Genomic DNA, 18,076 nt, shown 5'->3' with positions numbered 1-18,076 from the left:
GTTAGTCCGACGACTGGAACAGACGAAACCTACTCTCCCTCTCCGAACCGTTCGAGTCACGTCCCTCGATTTCTGTGGCACGACGACAACACTCAGGAACGTTTATACGGACGGACTCGTGTAAAAATGTATGAATCGTAGACATGTCCTCGCAACTTTCGGCAGTGCTGGCCTCGCTGGCTGTACGTCCGGTCTCCCCTCCATTCGCTCTCCGAAACGTGAGTCGTCGCCGACAGAGCCGTTACCCGGTGAAGACGGCGAGGAATGGGCACAGTTCGGACGAACTGCCGCTCATCTCGGTCGGAATGTGGACGTCAGCGTCGAGAACCCGGACGTGCGCTGGCAGGCGACGCTCCCCGCAGGTGTCACGCCCCCCGCAATCGTCGGCGACACGGTGTTCGTCAGCGGTGGCGTTCCCGAGAAAGGAGACTCCGACTACGCGTCCGGAGGCGTCTACGCCTTCGACCGAGAGACCGGAGAACAGCGCTGGAAGACAACGTTGCCCGCGCTCGGCGGTGGATTCGCTGGCTGTCCGCCGACGATTTACGAGGGGTCGGTCTACGTCGGCGACGCCGGTGACCACTCCATGTACGCGCTCGACGCTCGGACCGGCCGGAAGCGGTGGCATCTCGATCTCGGCGGGTCGATTAACGAACCGATTGCGGCCGCGGACGATCGTCTCTGTTTCGTCCGACAGGAGGCCATCGTCGCCGTCGATACCCAGGGTGAGAAACGCTGGCGCTACACCAAGGACGGCCACGTCTTCCTCGCGGAGCCAGCCATCGCCGACGGGACGGCGTACGTCGGGTCCGTCTACGACGAGGCCGACCAGAGCGAAAGCGAGGACGACACGTCGTCGCTCCTCGCGGCGGTCGAGGTCGAAACTGGGGACGAAATCTGGGCCGACCAGCACGGGGAGAACTTCCACAGTCTCGCCGTCGATGGAGATACGCTCTTCGCGTGCGACACGCGCGCGGTCTACGCCATCGACGCCGCGACGGGAAACCGACGCTGGCGGCGCGTGATGGAGGATTTCGGACTCGGCGAACTCGCCGTGGGCGAGGACGCGGTGTTCGTCTCCGACGGGCAGACGCTACGGGCGTTCTCGCGGGCGGACGCCAACGAGCGCTGGCAGTTCGAAATCGAGGAGGGATATCTGCGGACGACACCGGTCGTGGTCAATGGTGCGGTGGTGGCAACGACCGAACACCCCCAACAGCCTTCGACCGACGTGACGACGTACGCACTCGACGCGACGACTGGCAACCCGCGCTGGACGTACCAGCAACCGGGGAACATGGGGTACGCGGCCGGGGCCGTCGGGGACGCGCTCTACCTCCCGGCGTATCGGAGTGACGGCGAAGCAGGAGCGACGCTGACCGTCTTGGAGTCCGGAGAGTAAGCGACTCGCGCTCGCAGGAGAGAAAGAGATAGAGATGAAGCAGGGTACCTCTCTGGAAGGATTTCCGCGCGAAATCGGCTTCGGGAATCGAAAAGAAAATCGACGTTCGCGTCCGCAACGAGTGGGTCTGGGCGGGTTCGAACCGCCGACTTCGGCCTTGTAAAGGCCGCGTCATGACCAACTAGACCACAGACCCGCTACTGGGACACAATCGCTCGCCAGAAATAACTGTTACCTTCTCGGTCGGCTTTCGTAACCACTACCACGGCCGCCGACCACCCTGCGGTATGGACGAACGAGTCGAGGCACTGGCCGAACAGGACGGCTGGCAGGCCGAGGAGTTCGCCGCCCGCGTCCACTATCAGGGCGGGACCGACTACTACAGCATCGAGTTCTACGCCCCCAGCGAGTGCGTCGTCTACTGGAAGGTGAAAGGCGACGGCGAGACGGCGGTGCCGGTCGGCCGCGACACCGTCCCCAACCCCCTGCGCGACCGCATCCGGCAGGACTTGGCCCAAGCGGACGTGAACCCCGACATCGAATCGCGGTCGCTGTAAGCTCTCGGCGCTATTTCCGAGTAAAACATCGAACGACTAATTACGGCTCGGAAACTCGACTATAATACCGAGATAGTATGTCGGAGAGCGACGACAGTAGCAACAAGTCACCGTCCATTGCGGTCTTAGAGAACGTCACCGAAGAGAGTGAGAAGTCTCTTGAGTACCAGCTAGAGACACTTGCTGATATCGACGACAAAGCAATTCGTGTCTACCGGGCGAACATCCTCTTTCTAAGTATCGTCATCGGGGTCGTTTCTATCGCAGTCAAGAACGAACCGACTAGCGTCGCTCATCTTATAAATATGAACTCGGTCGCTGGAGTGTTGCTACTGTTGGGGTCGCTGTCAACCGGAGCGATCACCTACAGGGCATCCGACATGCAGGCCGGAATTGGTCCCGAAGAAATCAAACAGGTGCTACGGGACGAACACGACGAGTGGAAATCTCGTTGTCTCGTCCTGAGCAAGTACCAACAGTATCTCGACAAAAACGATGATGTCCTCCAAACTAATGCAAAGTGGATAACGTATACTACGGTCCTCACCATCGATGCGTTCGCCTACGTGGCTCTCGGCGTGTTCGTCGCAAGTACGGTCGATGCGTCCACGCCCTCGATTTTCGCTGTCGTCGTCGCCGTATTGGGATTCCCAGTGGTCGTCTGGATCAGTAAGATACTCTCCTTCGATTCGTACTCCGGAGGCAAGTACCTCCTCGGAAGTATCGTAGTCGTATTCCCGTTTCTCTTCGCCTACGTCTTGTTCGACGTGCCGATGTTAGGATGTGGTTGGGTGAACGTTTCGCTGTACTTTCTAACGCTCTCGTTGCTCCAACGGAAAACCAACTGGCTGTCCCCTCGTTCGTACTTCCTGACGTTAGTCGTCGTATCCGTTCTCACGGTGATTTTGGTTGCACCTCCGGAGCTGATACCGTTCGTCGCTGCTCCCGCTGAGACCGTTCTCACAGGCGTGTTCCCGCAGCGCCTCGACCCACTATTGACGTTGGTTCATCCCCTCGATTTCGCCTTGTTCGTTATCGCGGGCGGTGTACTGGTGACTATCGATTACTGGATCTACTGAGTTCTCGGACTGGAAAACCTATTTATGCTTGACCAGCGAAATCCGAATGAAATGAGATTGTCCAAGGGCCCGCGACACGACGACGACCGGTCCATGTGGGACAAATTCTGGGGGCGAAGTAGCGACGACGAGACGGACAGCAGTTAGTTCGGGAACGAACTGGTTCAACTGTGGAGGAACTCGTTTCTCGTAGACGATACACCTGAAGAAGTTACGTTCCAAACACCGGGTTCGAGAGGTTAATACCGGCAGTCGCCCTGTTACAGTGACCGCAACTAGTCCTATTTCTACGAGGGTGTTTCACACACTATCGATATTCATAAGTTCGGTCTCTGCATCACTTCGAAGTCCGATGACGGAGTTTTGCGAAACGACGCAAGTGTTTCGATTCGAAGGAAAGTTTTTCAACGACCGAACCTTTCGACTGTGATAATGAGTTTCATAGAGGACGACGACGACCCGTTCGAGGAACAACGGGAGCAGGCCGAGAATCCGATGAAACGGCTGTTCCTCGAATACGGCTCCGAAAACGCGTTCGCGTTCGTCACGGGCGTCGTGGCGAGTATCTTCGCCCGAGTGCTGAACTTGCTCCCGCCCATCATCCTCGGCGTCGCCATTGACGCCCTCTTCTCGGAAGGTGCCGCCAGCGTTCCGTATCCGGAGGCGCTCGCGGGGCAAGTCCCGCTGGTCTCAGAAGACCTCGCGGCGGTGATTGCGCCCGCGGCGAGGACCGACCAATTCTGGTTCTCCGTCGCTATCGTCGCGGGCGCGTTCGGTTTCGGTGCGATGTTCCACTGGGCGCGCAACTGGGGTTGGAACTCCTTCGCTCAGAACATCCAGCACTCGGTTCGGACTGACACGTACGACAAGATGCAGCGCCTGAACATGGACTTCTTCGCCGACAAGCAGACCGGCGAAATGATGTCCATCCTCTCGAACGACGTGAACCGACTGGAGCGGTTCCTCAACGACGGGATGAACTCGGCGTTCCGTCTGTCGGTGATGGTCGTCGCCATCGCGGTTATCCTGTTCAGCATGAACTGGCAACTCGCGCTGGTGGCGATGGTTCCGGTGCCGCTCATCGCGCTGTTCACCTACAAGTTCGTCGAGATAATTCAGCCCAAATACGCCGACGTGCGCTCGGCAGTTGGGAAGGTCAACTCCCGACTGGAGAACAACCTCGGCGGGATTCAGGTCATCAAGACGAGCAACACCGAGGGCTACGAGTCAGACCGCGTCGAGGACGTGTCGAACAACTACTTCGACTCGAACTGGGGCGCTATCGTCACCCGCATCAAGTTCTTCCCGTCACTACAGGTCCTTTCGGGTCTCGGCTTCGCGCTGACGTTCATCGTCGGGGGCCTGTGGGTCCTCAACGGCGAGGGACCGTGGTTCTTCACGGGCAACCTCAGCCGCGGTGAGTTTGTCGTGTTCATCCTGCTGACTCAGCGGTTCATCTGGCCGATGGCGCAGTTCGGCTCCATCATCAACATGTACCAGCGCGCGTACGCGTCCAGTTCCCGAATCTTCGGGCTGATGGACGAACCGAGCCGAATTCGGGAGGACCCCGACGCCGAGGACCTCGTGGTCGATGACGGCGAAGTCGCCTACGAGGACGTGAGCTTCGGCTACGACGACGAGGAGACCATCGTGGACGACATCAGCTTCGACGTTGAGGGCGGCGACACCCTCGCGCTGGTCGGTCCCACGGGCGCGGGCAAGTCCACGGTCCTGAAGCTCCTGCTCCGGATGTACGACGTGGACGAGGGTGCCATCCGCATCGACGACACCGACCTCCGAGACGTGAGTCTGCCGAGCCTTCGGCAGGCAATCGGCTACGTCAGCCAAGACACGTTCATGTTCTACGGGACTGTCAAGGAGAACATCGCCTACGGTACCTTCGACGTGGACGACGAGGACATCGTGGAGGCCGCGAAGGCCGCCGAGGCCCACGAATTCATCACGAACCTGCCGGAGGGCTACGACACCGAGGTCGGCGAGCGCGGCGTCAAACTCTCGGGCGGCCAGCGCCAGCGCATCTCCATCGCCCGCGCGGTGCTGAAAGACCCCGAAATCCTCGTGCTGGACGAGGCGACAAGCGACGTGGACACCGAGACCGAGATGCTCATCCAGCGGAGCCTGGACGACCTCACGGAGGACCGGACCACGTTCGCCATCGCGCATCGACTCTCTACCATCAAGGACGCCGACAAAATCGTCGTCCTCGAAGACGGCGAAATCGTCGAGCGCGGGAGCCACGACGACCTGCTCGGCGAGGACGGTCTCTACGCCCACCTCTGGGGCGTGCAGGCGGGAGAGATAGACGAGTTGCCCGAAGAGTTCATCCAACGCGCGGCTCGCCGGACCGCCAGCGTCGAGACCGAGACCGACGACTGATCGGCCTTCTCGACGCGTTTTCGCGTCTCGCTTTCCCAGCGTCCTCGGTCTCTACACACCCTACTTTCGCCGATACTTGTCGCCGCTTTTGTCCCGCTGGAAGTCGCGCTGGCGGTCCCGCTCGCGGTCGAACCGGCGCTCGTACGCTCGCCAGCTCTGCTCGCGCTCGGTGGGTCGGTCGTCGCGCTCGGTCGGACCGCTTTGAGACGCTTCCCAGTCCGGGTCCCAGAGACCGCCGTACTTGGGCGTCTCGCCCTCGTCGGCGTCGCTCGCTGTCCGGTCCGAGTCCGCGCGCTCACCGCGTTCGCCGCCCTCAACCGAGGTCGCTGGCGACTCGGAGGACTCCGGAAGCGGTTGAGTCCGTTTTGGCGGCGTCTCCTCGCTCGCGGGGCGCTCGTCCTGTGACTCCGCGTGCGGTCGTTCGGACTCAGCGCGAGCGCGGGCGGGTTCCTCGGGACCGCGGGGATGCTCTTCAGGAGCGCGAGTCGAGTTCTCGGTACCGGAGGGCGAACGTTCCGGACCGGAGTCGGCTTGCCCTGGAGACTCGTTCGCCGAGGAATCGCGCCCTGTCTGACCATTTCGTCCTCGAGAGTGCGACGGAGAATCACCGCTTTGAGGCGGCTCGCGGCCGCTCGGCGGCCGAGAGCCGTACCGGCGATTCGGTGTCGGGTCGTTCGGCTGTGACCCGTAGCGTCGGGTGTTCTCTCCGGCGCGTCGGACATCCGCGTTCTCCGCCTGCTGGCGAGTCCGGGGAATCGGGGCGCGGCCTCCGTTGGCGTAGGTGTCGAGCGTTCGGTTCTGGTCGGGGACGCGGCGATTCTCGCTACGTTTCTCGTCTGCGTCGTCAGTTGCCATGATTCGTGAGAGAGTTGACCGATTCGGCGGATAAACGGGACCGACCGTTCAGATTGTTCGCTGTGTGCGGAGCGGGTTCAATGGCGCATTACGGGGATGAAGCGGTCGGATGCGACCGAGAACGACCGAATACGTCAAGCGTCCGGATACCCGGCCAGTCGTCTCACGCGGTACCGACCGGCACGCGGTGGTGGTCGGCTCCGATGAACTCGACGCCGTAGTCGCTCACCCACGCGAGAATCGCCCGGACCGAATCGGGGTCCGCGACGCGATAGGGGGCCTCGGTGCCGGGGTCGTCGCCGACCTTGACGCCGAGACCGCGGTCGCCCAGCAGACTGAACGCCGCCTCGTCGGTGGTGTCGTCGCCGACGTAGACGGGAAGCCAGCGCTCGTCGTCGGGGACGAGTTCGCTGTAGAGTTCCCGGACCGCCTCGCCCTTGTCCCACTCGACCGCGGGCCGGAGTTCCAGCACGTCCTTGCCGGTAGTCAGGTGCACGTCGTCGCGGGCGGCCACCAGCGTCTCGACGGCGTTTTCGACCACCGGGACCGCCTCGTCGTTCACGAGTCGATGGTGGACTGTCGCGGTCACGCCCTTGTTCTCGACGATGACGCCGTCCACGTCGGCGAGTTCGTCGGACAGTCGGTCCGAGAGGCGCGCGATGGTCTCCTCGGCATCGCGGGCGGTCGGATGGACCTCGTACTCGTCGGCGTGGATTTCGAGACCGTGATTCCCGGCGTAGGAGATGTCCGGCAGGCCGACGCGCTCGCGCACGTCGGCGAGTTCCCGACCGCTGACGACGGCGACTTCGACATTCGGCTTGTCGGCCAGCGCCGCGACTGCTTCGCGGGTCCGGTCGGGAATCACAGCCTCCTCGGGGCGGCGCTCGATGGCGGCCAGCGTGCCGTCGAAGTCGAGCGCGACCAGCAGGCCATCGTGGTCCACAAGTTTCTCGACCACCGCGTAGAGGTTCTCGCGGAGCAGGGCCGGAATCTCGTGGTTCGGGTCGGTCGTGGTCTCGGCGTCGTCCGGTTCTGGGTCGGCGGAGTTCGTCATGGTAGTCGATAGTCGTCGCTCGCGGGTTGTCAGTCGTCGGTTGGTTGCGGTCCGGCCGTCCGGACCGAGCGACGGCCGCGCTCGATGGCGGCCGCGGTCTCGAAGGTCGATTCCAGCCAGTCGTACACGTCCTCGGCGTGGACCGCGCGCTGGAGGTCGGCGGCGCGCCTGCGGCGCTCGGTCCGCGACAGGGACAGCGCCTCGCCGATTCGCTCGGTGAACCCGGCGGTGTCGTACGGATGGACGAGAACCGACTCCTCGCCCAACTGCTCGGTCGCGCCCGCGAGTTCGCTCAGGACGAGGACGCCGGGGTCGCGGGTCTGGGCCGCGGCGAACTCCTTGGCGACAAGGTTCATCCCGTCCCGAACCGGCGTCACGAGACCGAGGTCGGCCTCCCGATAGAGCGCCGCGATACCCTCCTCAGGCAGGTGGTCGGTCGTGTAGACCACCGGCGTCCACTCCTCAGTGCCGAAGCGGTCGTTGATACCCTCGACGGCGTCGGCCACCCGGTCCTGTAGCGCGTCGTAGGCCGGGATGCCAGACCTGCTCTCGGTCCCCTTCTGGACGTAGGTCAACTCGCCGCGCCACTCGGGGTTGTCCTCCCAGAAGCGTTCGAGGGCGTCGAGGCGCTGTTCGATGCCCTTGGTGTAGTCGAGGCGCTCGACGCCGACCGCGACGGTCTCCTTCGGGGCGATTCCCCGCTCGTCGCGGAACTTCGTCCACCATTCGTCGGCGGCGTCGCTCTCGGCGAGGTCGGCCTGTCGGGCGGCATCGATGCCCAGCGGGAACGACCGGACGAACGTGCGGTGGTCCCGGTAGGAGACGCTCCTGCTGGAGCGGTCCACGCGGGCGTCGGTCGCGGCGTCCACGCAGTCGAGGAAGTTCCGACAGTACGCGTCGGTGTGAAAGCCCACGAGGTCGTTTGCGAGCAGACCGTCCAGCAGGGTCTCGTACTGCGGACAAGCCCGGAACACGTCCCACGAGGGCCACGGGATGTGCCAGAAGTGCGTGAGGAACGCTTCGGGGCGCTCCTCGCGGACCGCCCGCGGGACCAGCGCAAGGTGATAGTCCTGAAACCACACCACGGGCGCGCTCTCCGCGCCGTCCGTCGAATCCAGAATCGCATCGGCGAAGTCGGCATTGGTCTCGCGGTACCGTCGCCAGAACTTCTCGCGGGGGGTCATCTTCGCCGTGTCGAGGTGACACAGCGGCCAAAGGACCTGATTGCTGTACCCCCGGTAGTAGCCCTCGACCTGCTCGTCGGTCAACCAGACCCTTCGGAGGTCGTAGGCGGGGTCTTCCGGTGGGACCGCCACGGCGTCGTCAGGGCCGACCGCCTCTCGGTCGGCGTCGCCGTCGCCCCACGCGACCCACGTTCCCGCGGCGGCCTGCATCACGGGGTCGAGCGCGGCGGTGAGACCGCCCGCCGGTCGGTCAACGGTGATTTCGCCGCCCTCGCGGCCGTGGCTGTACGGTTCGCGGTTCGATACCACCACGAGTTCGCGCTCCTCACAGAGGTTCGCAACTGTCTCGGCGGCCGATTCGGCTGTCGCCCCTGTCTCGTTCGAGTTCATCCTGATGTGCTCTCTCCCGTCACCCCGGCGGACTGGCCGCCCTCGCTGGTCACCCGTCCGCCCCCTGAATCGTCTGTGTGAGGATTGCCGATACGTCGGGATAATGCAGTCGTCCGTTCAGGTTCGTTCACGGGCGTTCCGCGGATGGGAGCGAACGGCAGCCGGAGTCAGGCGACCCTTACGCGGAGGTAACGCAGGATTACCTGAATTGAAGCGCTAAGGCCCCTTCCTCAACGAGCGACCGAAGGGAGCGAGTAGGGAGGGGATACAGCGCTGCATGAGTAGCAAACACGTTCGATGCTCGGCCCACAGGCCCACTCAATCGCAACTGTTTAGTACGTTTTTTGCATAAGATATGGTGTGGCAACGCGCAAGACCATCTCTATCCGCGACGACCAAGAGGAGTGGATTCAGGAGAATCATCTGAGTCTGTCCTCGTTTGTCCAAGAGAAACTTGACGAACTCATCGAAGAACGCTCGTGAACTACAACTACAGGTATCGGCTCCGACCGTCCGACGCCCTCGCAGAGCAGTTAGCGTGGACTGTCGATACCTGTAGACAGGTCTACAACCACTTTCTACACCGTCTCAACCGCACCGACGACACCTCGGCGTACTCCGAGCAAAAGCGGCTTCCCGATCTTAAGAGGTGGTGGAACGACCTGAAAAGCGTTCACTCGAAAGTTCTTCAGAAAGTTGTTCAGCGGGTGTACGACAATCTATCGACACTTCGCGGTCGCAAAGAGAACGGCTACCGCGTCGGGACGCTCAAGTGGAAAGCACCGGGCGAGTACCGCAGTTTCACCTACAGTCAATCCGGCTTCAAGCTCAAGAACACGAGCGGTCGGACAACACTGTGGCTCTCGAAACTCGGTGAAATCCCGCTCACCTTCCACCGTGACCTGCCCGACGACGCTGAGATTAAGACCGTCACGGTCAAGCAGAAACCGACCGGGAAATGGTACGCCATCTTCGGCATCGAAACTCCCGACGACCCGCCGGAGAAACCAGAGACGCCGGAGCGGTGCGTCGGTATCGACGTGGGGATTCTCACGTACGCCCACGACACCGACGGTACGGCGGTTGAATCGCTTGACCTGTCCGACGAACGCGAGCGGTTGGAACACGCACAACGTGATCTTTCGCGCAAAGAACATAGGTCGAACAACTGGGAGGAACAGCGGAAAATCGTGGCCGAACGTCACGCCGACCTCAAGCACAAGCGCCGCGACTTCTTGCACAAATTGTCGAACCACTACGCCCGCGAGTACGACCTCGTGGCCGTCGAGGACTTGGATGCCGCCGGGTTGGTCGAACTGCCGGGCAACTCCCGAAACCGCGCTGGCGCGGCGTGGGGAACGTTCCTGCGGATGCTCGAGTACAAATGCGAACGCGAAGGAACGCGCTTCGTCGCGGTGAATCCAAGAGGGACGACCAAAGAGTGCGCGTCCTGCGGCGTTTCGACGGACAAGCCGCTGTGGGTGCGCGAACACTCCTGTCCTGCCTGCGGGTTTGAGGCGGACAGGGACGCGAACGCGGCGTGGAACATCCGTTCTCGCGGTATCACGAAGCGGTTAGGAGCGGGACGCTCCGAAGTAACGCCTGTGGAGACTGCGCTCCCTGTGGATACGCCTGTATCTGCAAAGCGCGTCCTCGAAACAGGAAGCCCCACCCTCAAGCGCGAGCCGTCAGGCGAGCGATAGGGCGGGGTAGTTCACTGCGTCGTGCGACGACAGACAGGAGATTTCGTCTGTTCTGTCCCCGCCCCTCGCGCACGGCAACGATTAACATCTGGGCGACCGACGAGTGCGTATGAACGTCGCTATCGTGGGCGGTGGTATTGTTGGTCTCGCTAGCGCGTACTATCTCGCCGAGCGCGGGGCAGACGTGACCGTCTACGAGAAAGGGTCGCTCGGAAGCGGTAGCACCGAGCGGTCGGTCGGCGGCATCCGCGCGCAGTTCTCGACGCCGGTCAACGTCGAGTTATCGCTGGCGAGCATGGCGGTCTGGGAGGCGTTCGCCAACGAGTTCGGCACCGACATCGCCTACCGGCGGCCGGGCTATCTCTTCGCGGCCCGCGAGGAGGCGACCGCTCGCGCGTTCGAGGAACAGGTCGCCATGCAGAACGACCTCGGGGTGCCAAGCGAACTGCTGGCTCCCGAGGAGGCGACCGACCACTGTCCCGGTCTCCGCGCCGAGGAGTTCGTCGCGGCGACCTACTCGCCGACCGACGGATTCGCCGACCCGCACCTCGCGCTACAGGGGTTCGCCGAGGCCGCCCGCGAGTCGGGCGCGGAGATTCGGACGCGGACCGCCGTCACAGAGATTCACCGCGAGGGCGAGGCGAACGATGCGGAAGTGACCGGTCTCACTGTCAAGGGAAGTGAGCGCCGCGACGCCGACTTCGTGGTCAACGCCGCCGGACCGTGGGCGCGCCGAGTCGCCGCGATGGCGGGCGTCGAGATTCCGGTCGCGCCCGAGCGCCGTCAGATAGCCGTCGTGGACCCCGAAACGCCGGTCCCCGAGGACGTACCGCTGACCATCGACCTCGATACCGGGTCGCACTTCCGGCCCGAGCGCGAGGGGAAGGCGCTCGTCGGCGGCCACTTCGGGGGCGACAGCGAGGAACGTCGTTCCTCGGAAAGCGCAAGCGGTAAAACTGCGACTGGCGAGGACCCGGAGGCCGACCCGGAGCAGGACCCCGACGGATTCGACCGGAAGATAGACCTCGACTGGGCGGTCGAGGCCGTCGAGCGCGCGAGCGACTGCGCGACCTACTTCGGGCCGGACTCCGAGATTCGCCGCGGGTGGGCGGGTCTCTACGCGGTCACGCCCGACCACCACCCCATCGTGGAGGAGACGCGACCGGGGTTGGTCAACGCCGTCGGCTTCTCGGGCCACGGGTTCCAGCACGCGCCCGCGACGGGGCAACTCGTCGCGGAACTCGTCCTCGACGGCGAAGCGTCGCTGGTGGACATCTCGGCGTTGGGGAGCGACCGGTTCGAGCGCGAGACGTTACTCGAAGAGCGAAACGTCGCGTGACGCCAGCGGTTCTGTGCGGAATCGTACATTTATATACACCGATACTCAACAATGAGATATGACAACAGAAAACACGAACAATGGCGACTTCGAGGGATTCGGCGGCCGTCACGTCCCGGAATCGATGGCGGAACCGCTCGCGCACCTCGCGGACGCCTTCGACGAGATTCACGACACCGAGCGATTCCGCGAGCGGTTTCGCGGCTACCTCGAAGAGTTCGCCGGGCGACCGACGTCCGTCTTCCACGCCGAACGGCTCTCCGAGGCGTTCGGCGCGCAAATCTATCTCAAGCGCGAGGACCTGCTCCACGGCGGCGCGCACAAAATAAACAACTGCCTCGGACAGGGCATCCTCGCCGAGGAGGCGGGCAAGACGCGACTCATCGCCGAGACCGGGGCGGGCCAGCACGGCGTCGCCACCGCGATGGTCGGCGCGCTGTTGGGCATCGACACCGAGATTTACATGGGGAAAAAGGACGCCGAGCGCCAGAAAATGAACGTCTTCCGGATGCGTCTGCTGGGCGCAGAAGTCACGGAAGTCACTCGCGGCGGGGCCGGACTCGCCGACGCGGTGGACGTGGCGCTCGAAGACTTCGCGGAGAACATGGAGGACACGCATTATCTCGTCGGTTCGGTGGTCGGTCCCGACCCCTTCCCGCGGATGGTCCGGGAGTTCCAGTCGGTCATCGGCCGCGAGGCCCGCGAGCAGATTCGGGAGGAGACCGGGCGACTCCCCGACGCCGCGGTCGCCTGCGTCGGCGGCGGATCAAACGCCATTGGTCTCTTTCACGCGTTCCGCGACGACGACGTGGCGTTCTACGGCGCGGAGGGCGGCGGCAAGGGCGAGGGGTCGGGCCAGCACGCCGCGCCGCTCGCGGAGGGCGAGGAAGGCGTGATGCACGGCATGAAGACCCGCACGCTGGACGACGACACCGAAGTCCACTCGGTGTCGGCGGGACTCGACTACCCCGCGGCCGGTCCCGAACACGCGATGTTCGAGGCGGTCGGCCGGTGTGACTACCGGGCGGTCGAGGACGACGACGCGCTCGACGCCTTCCGGAATCTCGCGGAACTAGAGGGCATCATCCCCGCGCTCGAATCCAGCCACGCCGTCGCGCTCGCCGAGAAGTTGGCCGCCGACATGGACGAGGACGACGTAATCTTGGTGAACCTCTCGGGCCGGGGAGACAAGGACATGACGCAGGCCGCCGAGCTGTTCGACCTCGGGTGAACCGGAACGGTACGTGGTCCCGCCCGCTCGGGACTCCCATCCCGGTTCACTATCGAGACGTGATATGACACCGTTACGCGCGACGTGACGGAATCCATAACTGTTCTCGCACGTCACCCAACCCCGTGACGACAGATTCGTTTACCTTCGCCGCCACCGGCGATGCGATTATCGCTCACTCGGCGCTCCGGTTTGAGGACGAGAGCGAACGGTTCGACGCGCTGCTCGACGTGTTCCGCGGTGCGGACGCGGCGGTGACACAGGTCGAACCGGTGTTAGTTGACGAGGGCTGCCGACACGCATCGATTCGGCAGGTAACCGACCAGTACCAATACCTCGCTCCCTTCCCAGGCGCCATCATGGGAACCGAGCCGTCCGTCCTGGACGAACTGACGGAGATGGGGCTGAATCTGTTCACCGCCGCCTCGAATCACGCGCTGGACTTCGGACGGGACGGACTCGAGACCACGCTCTCGGCCATGCGCGAGCGGGAACTGACGTTCGCCGGTATCGGACGGGACCTGGCCGACGCCCGAGAGCCAGCGTATCTCGAAACTGAAGCTGGCCGCGTCGGGCTGATAGACGCGTCGACGAGCGTCCCGCCAGGCGGCGAGGCCGGCGTTTCGACGGCCGAATTCGACGGCGAGTGCGGCATCAACCCGCTCCACGTCGAGTGGACGTACAGAGTCACGCCCGAGCAACTCGACCGGCTTCGCGCAATCGCCGAAGAGACCGGTATCGAACGGGTCAAGTGCGAGTGGCTCCGGCGGGAGAACTCCGACTGGGCGAGCGACGACGCGTTCTACTTTATGCAGATGCGGTTCGCTCCCGCGACCGAGCAGCGGCCGCCGGGAATCTATCAGTCCGTCCATCGACGCGACCGCGAGGCGCTTCTCGACCAGGTCGGGAACGCCGACGCGAGCGCCGACTGGGTGGTGATGGCTCTGCACTCTCACCAAGCCGAAAGCGGCAACCGGAACACGAGCGAGACGCCGACGTTCCTCCAGCGGTTCGCCCGCGAGTGCGTCGACGCCGGTGCCGACGCGGTCGTCGTGACCGGTCCGCACACCCTTCGGGGCATTGAACTGTACGGAGGGAGGCCGATCTGCTACTCGCTCGGGAACCTCTTCTTCCAGGAGGAGACTATCTATCGAATTCCGGACATCGTCGGTGAGAACGCCGCTTCGACCGTTCCGGACGTGCGCGGAGACGACGCGTCGGAGGAGGCGGACACGGACGTCGACCACGACGCGGACAACTGGATGTCCGTCGTCCCGGCGTGCGAGTTTGACAAAGACGGAGCGCTCGACCGCGTGACCCTCTATCCGTGTACCCTTCAGCCAGGGGCTGAACCGCCCCGCCGCGGAACGCCGGTCCTCGCCACTGGCGAGCGGGCGAATTCAATTCTCCGGACGGTCGCCCGCCGCTCGGAACCGTTCGGAACGAGCGTCCGTATCGACGGTGACGTCGGGGTTATCGAGCCCTCGTGAGAGATCGAGCGGTTCGCGTCGCTCAGAACTCGGTGATTTCGACGTTCTCGCCCTGATACGACCCGTCGTAGGTGCCGTCGTGGTCGGCCTCCGCGAGGACGAGTTGCGCGATGCGCGCGCCCGTCTCGATTTCGATGTCGTGGTGGACCTCCAGCAGGCCTTCGCCCTTGCCCTCGTAGCCCGCGTCCCAGACGGCGGTGTTCAGCATACAGGAGTTGCGCAGAAGCGACGACCGAGGGTAGATGTAGCCGACGTGATTCGCCGGGATGTGGACGGTTTCGGCGTACTGGACGATGTAGCCGCCAGCGGTGAGGTAGTACGTCTCCGGGGCGTCGTCGGCGACCTGCTCGGTTTCGAGTTCTCGGCGCTCGCCGACTTCCTTGTCGTCGCGCCCGATGCGGCCGGGTTCGCGTTGCTCGTACACTGCTTCGAGCGTGAGGTCCACGCCGTTGGGCTGAATCTGGTCGTCGTCGGTCTCCGAGACGTGTTCGGCGACGAAGGAACCGCTCTCGAACATACTCACGAAAACCTATCGCGGACGTATAGCCGTAACGGAGTCTACGCACCACGAACGGTCAGTAGTTCGCGTAAGAATTGCCACTCGGCGTCCGGATTTTCAATAATCGTGATGAACCGAAACGCGCGGGATTTATAACCGAGGAGAGTCGATATTCGGACGATATGGGACAGACACTAACGGAAAAAATTCTGGAGGACCACCTCGTCGAGGGAGACCTCGAAACCGGCGAGGAGATCGGTATTGAAATCGATCAGGTTCTTACACAGGACACGACTGGGACGCTCGTCTGGCTACAGTTCGAAGCGCTCGGACTTGACGAAGTACAGACCGAGCTGGCCGCGCAGTACTGCGACCACCAGACCTACCAGTTCGACTTCAAGAACACCGACGACCACCGCTTCCTTCGGTCGGCCGCGGGCACCTACGGTGCGCACTTCTCCCGACCCGGAAACGGTATCTGTCACAACGTTCATAAGGAGAACTTCGCCGCACCCGGCAAGACGATGCTCGGTTCGGACTCCCACACGCCGACCCCCGGCGGACTGGGCGAACTCGCCATCGGTTCCGGCGGTCTCGACGTAACCGTCGCCATGGGCGGCGGCGCGTACTACATCGAGATGCCGGAAGTCGTCGAGGTCCGACTCGAAGGCGAACTCCCCGAGTGGGGAACCGCGAAGGACGTTATCCTCGAGATGCTTCGACGCCTCAGCGTGAAGGGCGGCGTCGGCAAAATCTTCGAGTACACCGGTCCGGGCGTCGAGAGCCTCTCGGTCCCCGAGCGGACGACCATCACCAACATGGGTACCGAACTGGGTGCCACGTCCTCGATCTTCCCGACCGACGACAACACCAAAGACTACCTCGAACGCCTCGGCCGCGGCGACGAGCACGTCGAAATCGGTCCCGACGAGGACGCCGAGTACGCCGACCAGATCACCATCGACCTGAGCGACCTCGAACCGCTCATCGCCAAGCCGTCGATGCCCGACAACGTCGTGCCCGTCAGCGAAGTCGAGGGCACGGAAGTCGATCAGGTCATGATCGGCTCCTGTACCAACGGCGCGTACGAGGACATCCTCCCGGCCGCGAAGATGCTGGAAGGCCGCGAGACGAACAAGACGACCGAGATGATCGTCGCACCCGGTTCCAAGCAGGCCTCCGAGATGCTCGCCAAGGAGGGCTGGGTTTCCGAGATGATGGCCGCAGGGGTCAACTTCTCCGAGGCGACGTGCGGTGCCTGTATCGGCATCGGTCACGTCCCGGCCAGCGACTCCGTCTCGCTGCGTACCTTCAACCGGAACTTCGAGGGCCGTTCGGGCATCGAGGACGACAACGTCTACCTCTGCTCGCCCGAAGTCGCAACCGCGGCCGCCATCAAGGGCGAAATCGTGGACCCGCGCAACCTCGCCGACGAACTCGGCGACCTCGAGGACCCCGGATTCGAGATGCCCGAGAAGTACACGGGCAGCAAGGCCGACCTCATCGCGCCCGACGAGGCTCCCGACGACGAACTCATCAAGGGACCGAACATCGGCGACGTGCCGCTGAAGGACGAACTGGACGCCGAACTCTCCGGTCCGAACCTCCTGAAGATGGAGGACAACATCACGACCGACCACATCATCCCGGCGACCAGCGACATCCTGAAGTTCCGCTCGAACATTCCGAAGCTCTCGGAGTTCACCCTCTCGCGAGTGGACGACCAGTTCGCCGACCGCGCCAAGCAGTCCGACGGCGGCTTCCTCGTGGCTGGCGAGAACTACGGTCAAGGTAGTTCGCGCGAACACGCGGCGCTCTGTCCGATGTACCTCGGCGTCGAGGGCGTCCTCGCCCAGAGCTTCGCCCGCATCCACAAGGCGAACCTCTTCAACTTCGGTCTCATCCCGCTGACCATCGACGAGGACACCTACGAGAAGATCGACCAAGGCGACAACATCGAAATCGTGGACGACGTGGCCGAGGCAGTCCGCTCCGGTCAGGAAGAGTTCACGGTGCGCGTCAACGACGAGTGGGAAGCGACGGCCCACCTCGACGCGTCCCAGCGCGAGCGCGAGATTCTCGCCGACGGTGGCAAGCTCTCGCACACGAAGAAGCAGGCCGAGTCCGGCGGCGACTCGCCCGCGCCCGCAGACGACTAAGTAGTACGCCACTTCTTTCATCTTTTCTCACGTTCGCTAGCGACTGGTACCGTCGGGGCGACCGCGGCGGACTCCTCGGTTGGCGGGCGAGCAACTCCCGAATCCGAGTACGGTACGGGCCGAGAGTGCCGGAGAGACGTAGCTCAAAAAAGGAAGTTCGCGTACGAAACCGAGCCGTCTAAATAACACGATTATTCGATGCACTCTATTTCGTCGAACGGCGGTCGTCCGCAATCGAACAGCGTGATTCCAAACACGATTTTTCACCTCCACCAATTCCGCCTCGGCGACCTGCTCGTCACGATAAGCGATTGGACGCCGACAGGAGCGACGCCGAGAAACGACGGAGTCGCGTTACGAAATCGTCCGTAGGCCGATTCGACTGGACGGAACCCTTAGACTTCACAGAACGGTTCGTCGTATGGTGGGCGGGAGCCGCAACCGGTCATGATGAATCCGAACATACTGTCTCACCTCCAGTAATACGTTACCAATTCACGCACTTAAATTTATATCATCTTCTTTTTCTTTGCAGGGTAAAATTTCAATTATACCGACAACAGCGATGCTTCTGATAGTCGAACAGTCTACGCCGACGCCCGCAAAAGGTGGGGTGGGTGGGGGAGATTTCGGGAGCTTGCACTTCCGGCCGGAGAGTGCATTTCGTTCTTATGATTAGGGCTACTAAAGAATTTCGGGGAGTCGGTCGGGCATGACACTCTTAAGCGTCGGGCGAG

Annotated in this window: 14 protein-coding genes and 1 tRNA gene; 10 read left to right on the top strand and 5 right to left on the bottom strand. The window is 63.1% G+C overall.

Annotation, left to right across the window (positions count from 1 at the left end; genetic code table 11):
* Positions 1-130 precede the first annotated feature (130 nt).
* On the top strand, positions 131-1,402 hold the full coding sequence (locus EP007_RS08965) for an outer membrane protein assembly factor BamB family protein (RefSeq protein WP_128477330.1): 1,272 nt from the start codon (positions 131-133) through the stop codon (positions 1,400-1,402).
* 122 nt (positions 1,403-1,524) lie between these two features.
* Here the strand turns inward: EP007_RS08965 and EP007_RS08960 are convergent.
* Positions 1,525-1,598, bottom strand: a tRNA-Val gene (locus EP007_RS08960).
* Between the two features lie 91 nt (positions 1,599-1,689).
* On the opposite strand from EP007_RS08960, the gene EP007_RS08955 reads away from it, so the two are divergent.
* The 3 genes from EP007_RS08955 to EP007_RS08945 all read left to right on the top strand — a co-directional run bounded on the left by EP007_RS08955 (position 1,690) and on the right by EP007_RS08945 (position 5,435).
* Positions 1,690-1,959 carry a DUF7538 family protein gene (locus tag EP007_RS08955; protein WP_128477329.1) on the top strand — a complete coding sequence of 90 codons (270 nt, stop codon included), beginning with the start codon at positions 1,690-1,692 and terminating at the stop codon, positions 1,957-1,959.
* A 77-nt stretch (positions 1,960-2,036) separates the two neighbouring features.
* Positions 2,037-3,038, top strand: coding sequence for a hypothetical protein (locus EP007_RS08950; RefSeq protein WP_128477328.1), 1,002 nt, complete (start codon positions 2,037-2,039; stop codon positions 3,036-3,038).
* Between the two features lie 432 nt (positions 3,039-3,470).
* Positions 3,471-5,435, top strand: coding sequence for an ABC transporter ATP-binding protein (locus tag EP007_RS08945; RefSeq protein ID WP_128477327.1), 1,965 nt, complete (start codon positions 3,471-3,473; stop codon positions 5,433-5,435).
* Between the two features lie 60 nt (positions 5,436-5,495).
* On the opposite strand, the gene EP007_RS08940 is transcribed toward EP007_RS08945, so the two are convergent.
* The 3 genes from EP007_RS08940 to EP007_RS08930 all read right to left on the bottom strand — a co-directional run bounded on the left by EP007_RS08940 (position 5,496) and on the right by EP007_RS08930 (position 8,918).
* Positions 5,496-6,290 (bottom strand): hypothetical protein, encoded by a 795-nt coding sequence (locus EP007_RS08940; RefSeq protein WP_128477326.1) that lies wholly within the window; start codon positions 6,288-6,290, stop codon positions 5,496-5,498.
* Positions 6,291-6,453: 163 nt separating this feature from the next.
* A complete protein-coding gene (otsB, locus tag EP007_RS08935; RefSeq protein WP_128477325.1) occupies positions 6,454-7,344 on the bottom strand; it encodes a trehalose-phosphatase in 891 nt (296 codons plus the stop codon).
* 29 nt (positions 7,345-7,373) lie between these two features.
* A complete protein-coding gene (locus EP007_RS08930; protein ID WP_128477324.1) occupies positions 7,374-8,918 on the bottom strand; it encodes an alpha,alpha-trehalose-phosphate synthase (UDP-forming) in 1,545 nt (514 codons plus the stop codon).
* A gap of 360 nt (positions 8,919-9,278) precedes the next feature.
* On the opposite strand from EP007_RS08930, the gene EP007_RS18185 reads away from it, so the two are divergent.
* The 5 genes from EP007_RS18185 (at position 9,279) to EP007_RS08910 (ending at position 14,681) form a co-directional block, all read left to right on the top strand.
* The gene (locus tag EP007_RS18185; RefSeq protein WP_255594979.1) at positions 9,279-9,401 is read left to right on the top strand and encodes a hypothetical protein; all 123 of its coding nucleotides are present in this window, start codon (positions 9,279-9,281) and stop codon (positions 9,399-9,401) included.
* Positions 9,398-10,621, top strand: a complete 1,224-nt coding sequence (locus EP007_RS08925; protein WP_128477323.1) for an RNA-guided endonuclease InsQ/TnpB family protein — start codon at positions 9,398-9,400, stop codon at positions 10,619-10,621. The genes EP007_RS18185 and EP007_RS08925 overlap by 4 nt, the downstream gene beginning before the upstream one ends.
* A gap of 109 nt (positions 10,622-10,730) precedes the next feature.
* Positions 10,731-11,960: an NAD(P)/FAD-dependent oxidoreductase gene (locus EP007_RS08920; protein WP_128477322.1), complete on the top strand. Its 1,230-nt coding sequence runs from the start codon at positions 10,731-10,733 to the stop codon at positions 11,958-11,960.
* Between the two features lie 58 nt (positions 11,961-12,018).
* Positions 12,019-13,191, top strand: coding sequence for a tryptophan synthase subunit beta (gene trpB, locus EP007_RS08915; RefSeq protein ID WP_128477321.1), 1,173 nt, complete (start codon positions 12,019-12,021; stop codon positions 13,189-13,191).
* A 125-nt stretch (positions 13,192-13,316) separates the two neighbouring features.
* On the top strand, positions 13,317-14,681 hold the full coding sequence (locus EP007_RS08910) for a CapA family protein (protein WP_166035510.1): 1,365 nt from the start codon (positions 13,317-13,319) through the stop codon (positions 14,679-14,681).
* Between the two features lie 22 nt (positions 14,682-14,703).
* Here EP007_RS08910 and EP007_RS08905 read toward each other — a convergent pair whose 3' ends face one another.
* Positions 14,704-15,198, bottom strand: a complete 495-nt coding sequence (locus EP007_RS08905; protein ID WP_128477319.1) for a deoxyuridine 5'-triphosphate nucleotidohydrolase — start codon at positions 15,196-15,198, stop codon at positions 14,704-14,706.
* A gap of 164 nt (positions 15,199-15,362) precedes the next feature.
* On the opposite strand from EP007_RS08905, the gene EP007_RS08900 reads away from it, so the two are divergent.
* The gene (locus EP007_RS08900; protein WP_128477318.1) at positions 15,363-17,339 is read left to right on the top strand and encodes an aconitate hydratase; all 1,977 of its coding nucleotides are present in this window, start codon (positions 15,363-15,365) and stop codon (positions 17,337-17,339) included.
* The last annotated feature ends 737 nt before the right edge of the window (positions 17,340-18,076 follow it).

It is taken from the genome of Halorussus pelagicus (assembly GCF_004087835.1).
Classification (GTDB): Archaea; Halobacteriota; Halobacteria; order Halobacteriales; family Haladaptataceae; genus Halorussus; species Halorussus pelagicus.
This window is presented reverse-complemented; position numbering and strand designations above follow the sequence as displayed.

Coding starts and splice junctions, on each gene's coding strand:
- EP007_RS08965 (WP_128477330.1), top strand. CDS start 131: ATGAATCGTAGACATGTCCTCGCAACTTTCGGCAGTGCTGGCCTCGCT.
- EP007_RS08955 (WP_128477329.1), top strand. CDS start 1,690: ATGGACGAACGAGTCGAGGCACTGGCCGAACAGGACGGCTGGCAGGCC.
- EP007_RS08950 (WP_128477328.1), top strand. CDS start 2,037: ATGTCGGAGAGCGACGACAGTAGCAACAAGTCACCGTCCATTGCGGTC.
- EP007_RS08945 (WP_128477327.1), top strand. CDS start 3,471: ATGAGTTTCATAGAGGACGACGACGACCCGTTCGAGGAACAACGGGAG.
- EP007_RS08940 (WP_128477326.1), bottom strand. CDS start 6,290: ATGGCAACTGACGACGCAGACGAGAAACGTAGCGAGAATCGCCGCGTC.
- otsB (WP_128477325.1), bottom strand. CDS start 7,344: ATGACGAACTCCGCCGACCCAGAACCGGACGACGCCGAGACCACGACC.
- EP007_RS08930 (WP_128477324.1), bottom strand. CDS start 8,918: ATGAACTCGAACGAGACAGGGGCGACAGCCGAATCGGCCGCCGAGACA.
- EP007_RS08920 (WP_128477322.1), top strand. CDS start 10,731: ATGAACGTCGCTATCGTGGGCGGTGGTATTGTTGGTCTCGCTAGCGCG.
- trpB (WP_128477321.1), top strand. CDS start 12,019: ATGACAACAGAAAACACGAACAATGGCGACTTCGAGGGATTCGGCGGC.
- EP007_RS08905 (WP_128477319.1), bottom strand. CDS start 15,198: ATGTTCGAGAGCGGTTCCTTCGTCGCCGAACACGTCTCGGAGACCGAC.
- EP007_RS08900 (WP_128477318.1), top strand. CDS start 15,363: ATGGGACAGACACTAACGGAAAAAATTCTGGAGGACCACCTCGTCGAG.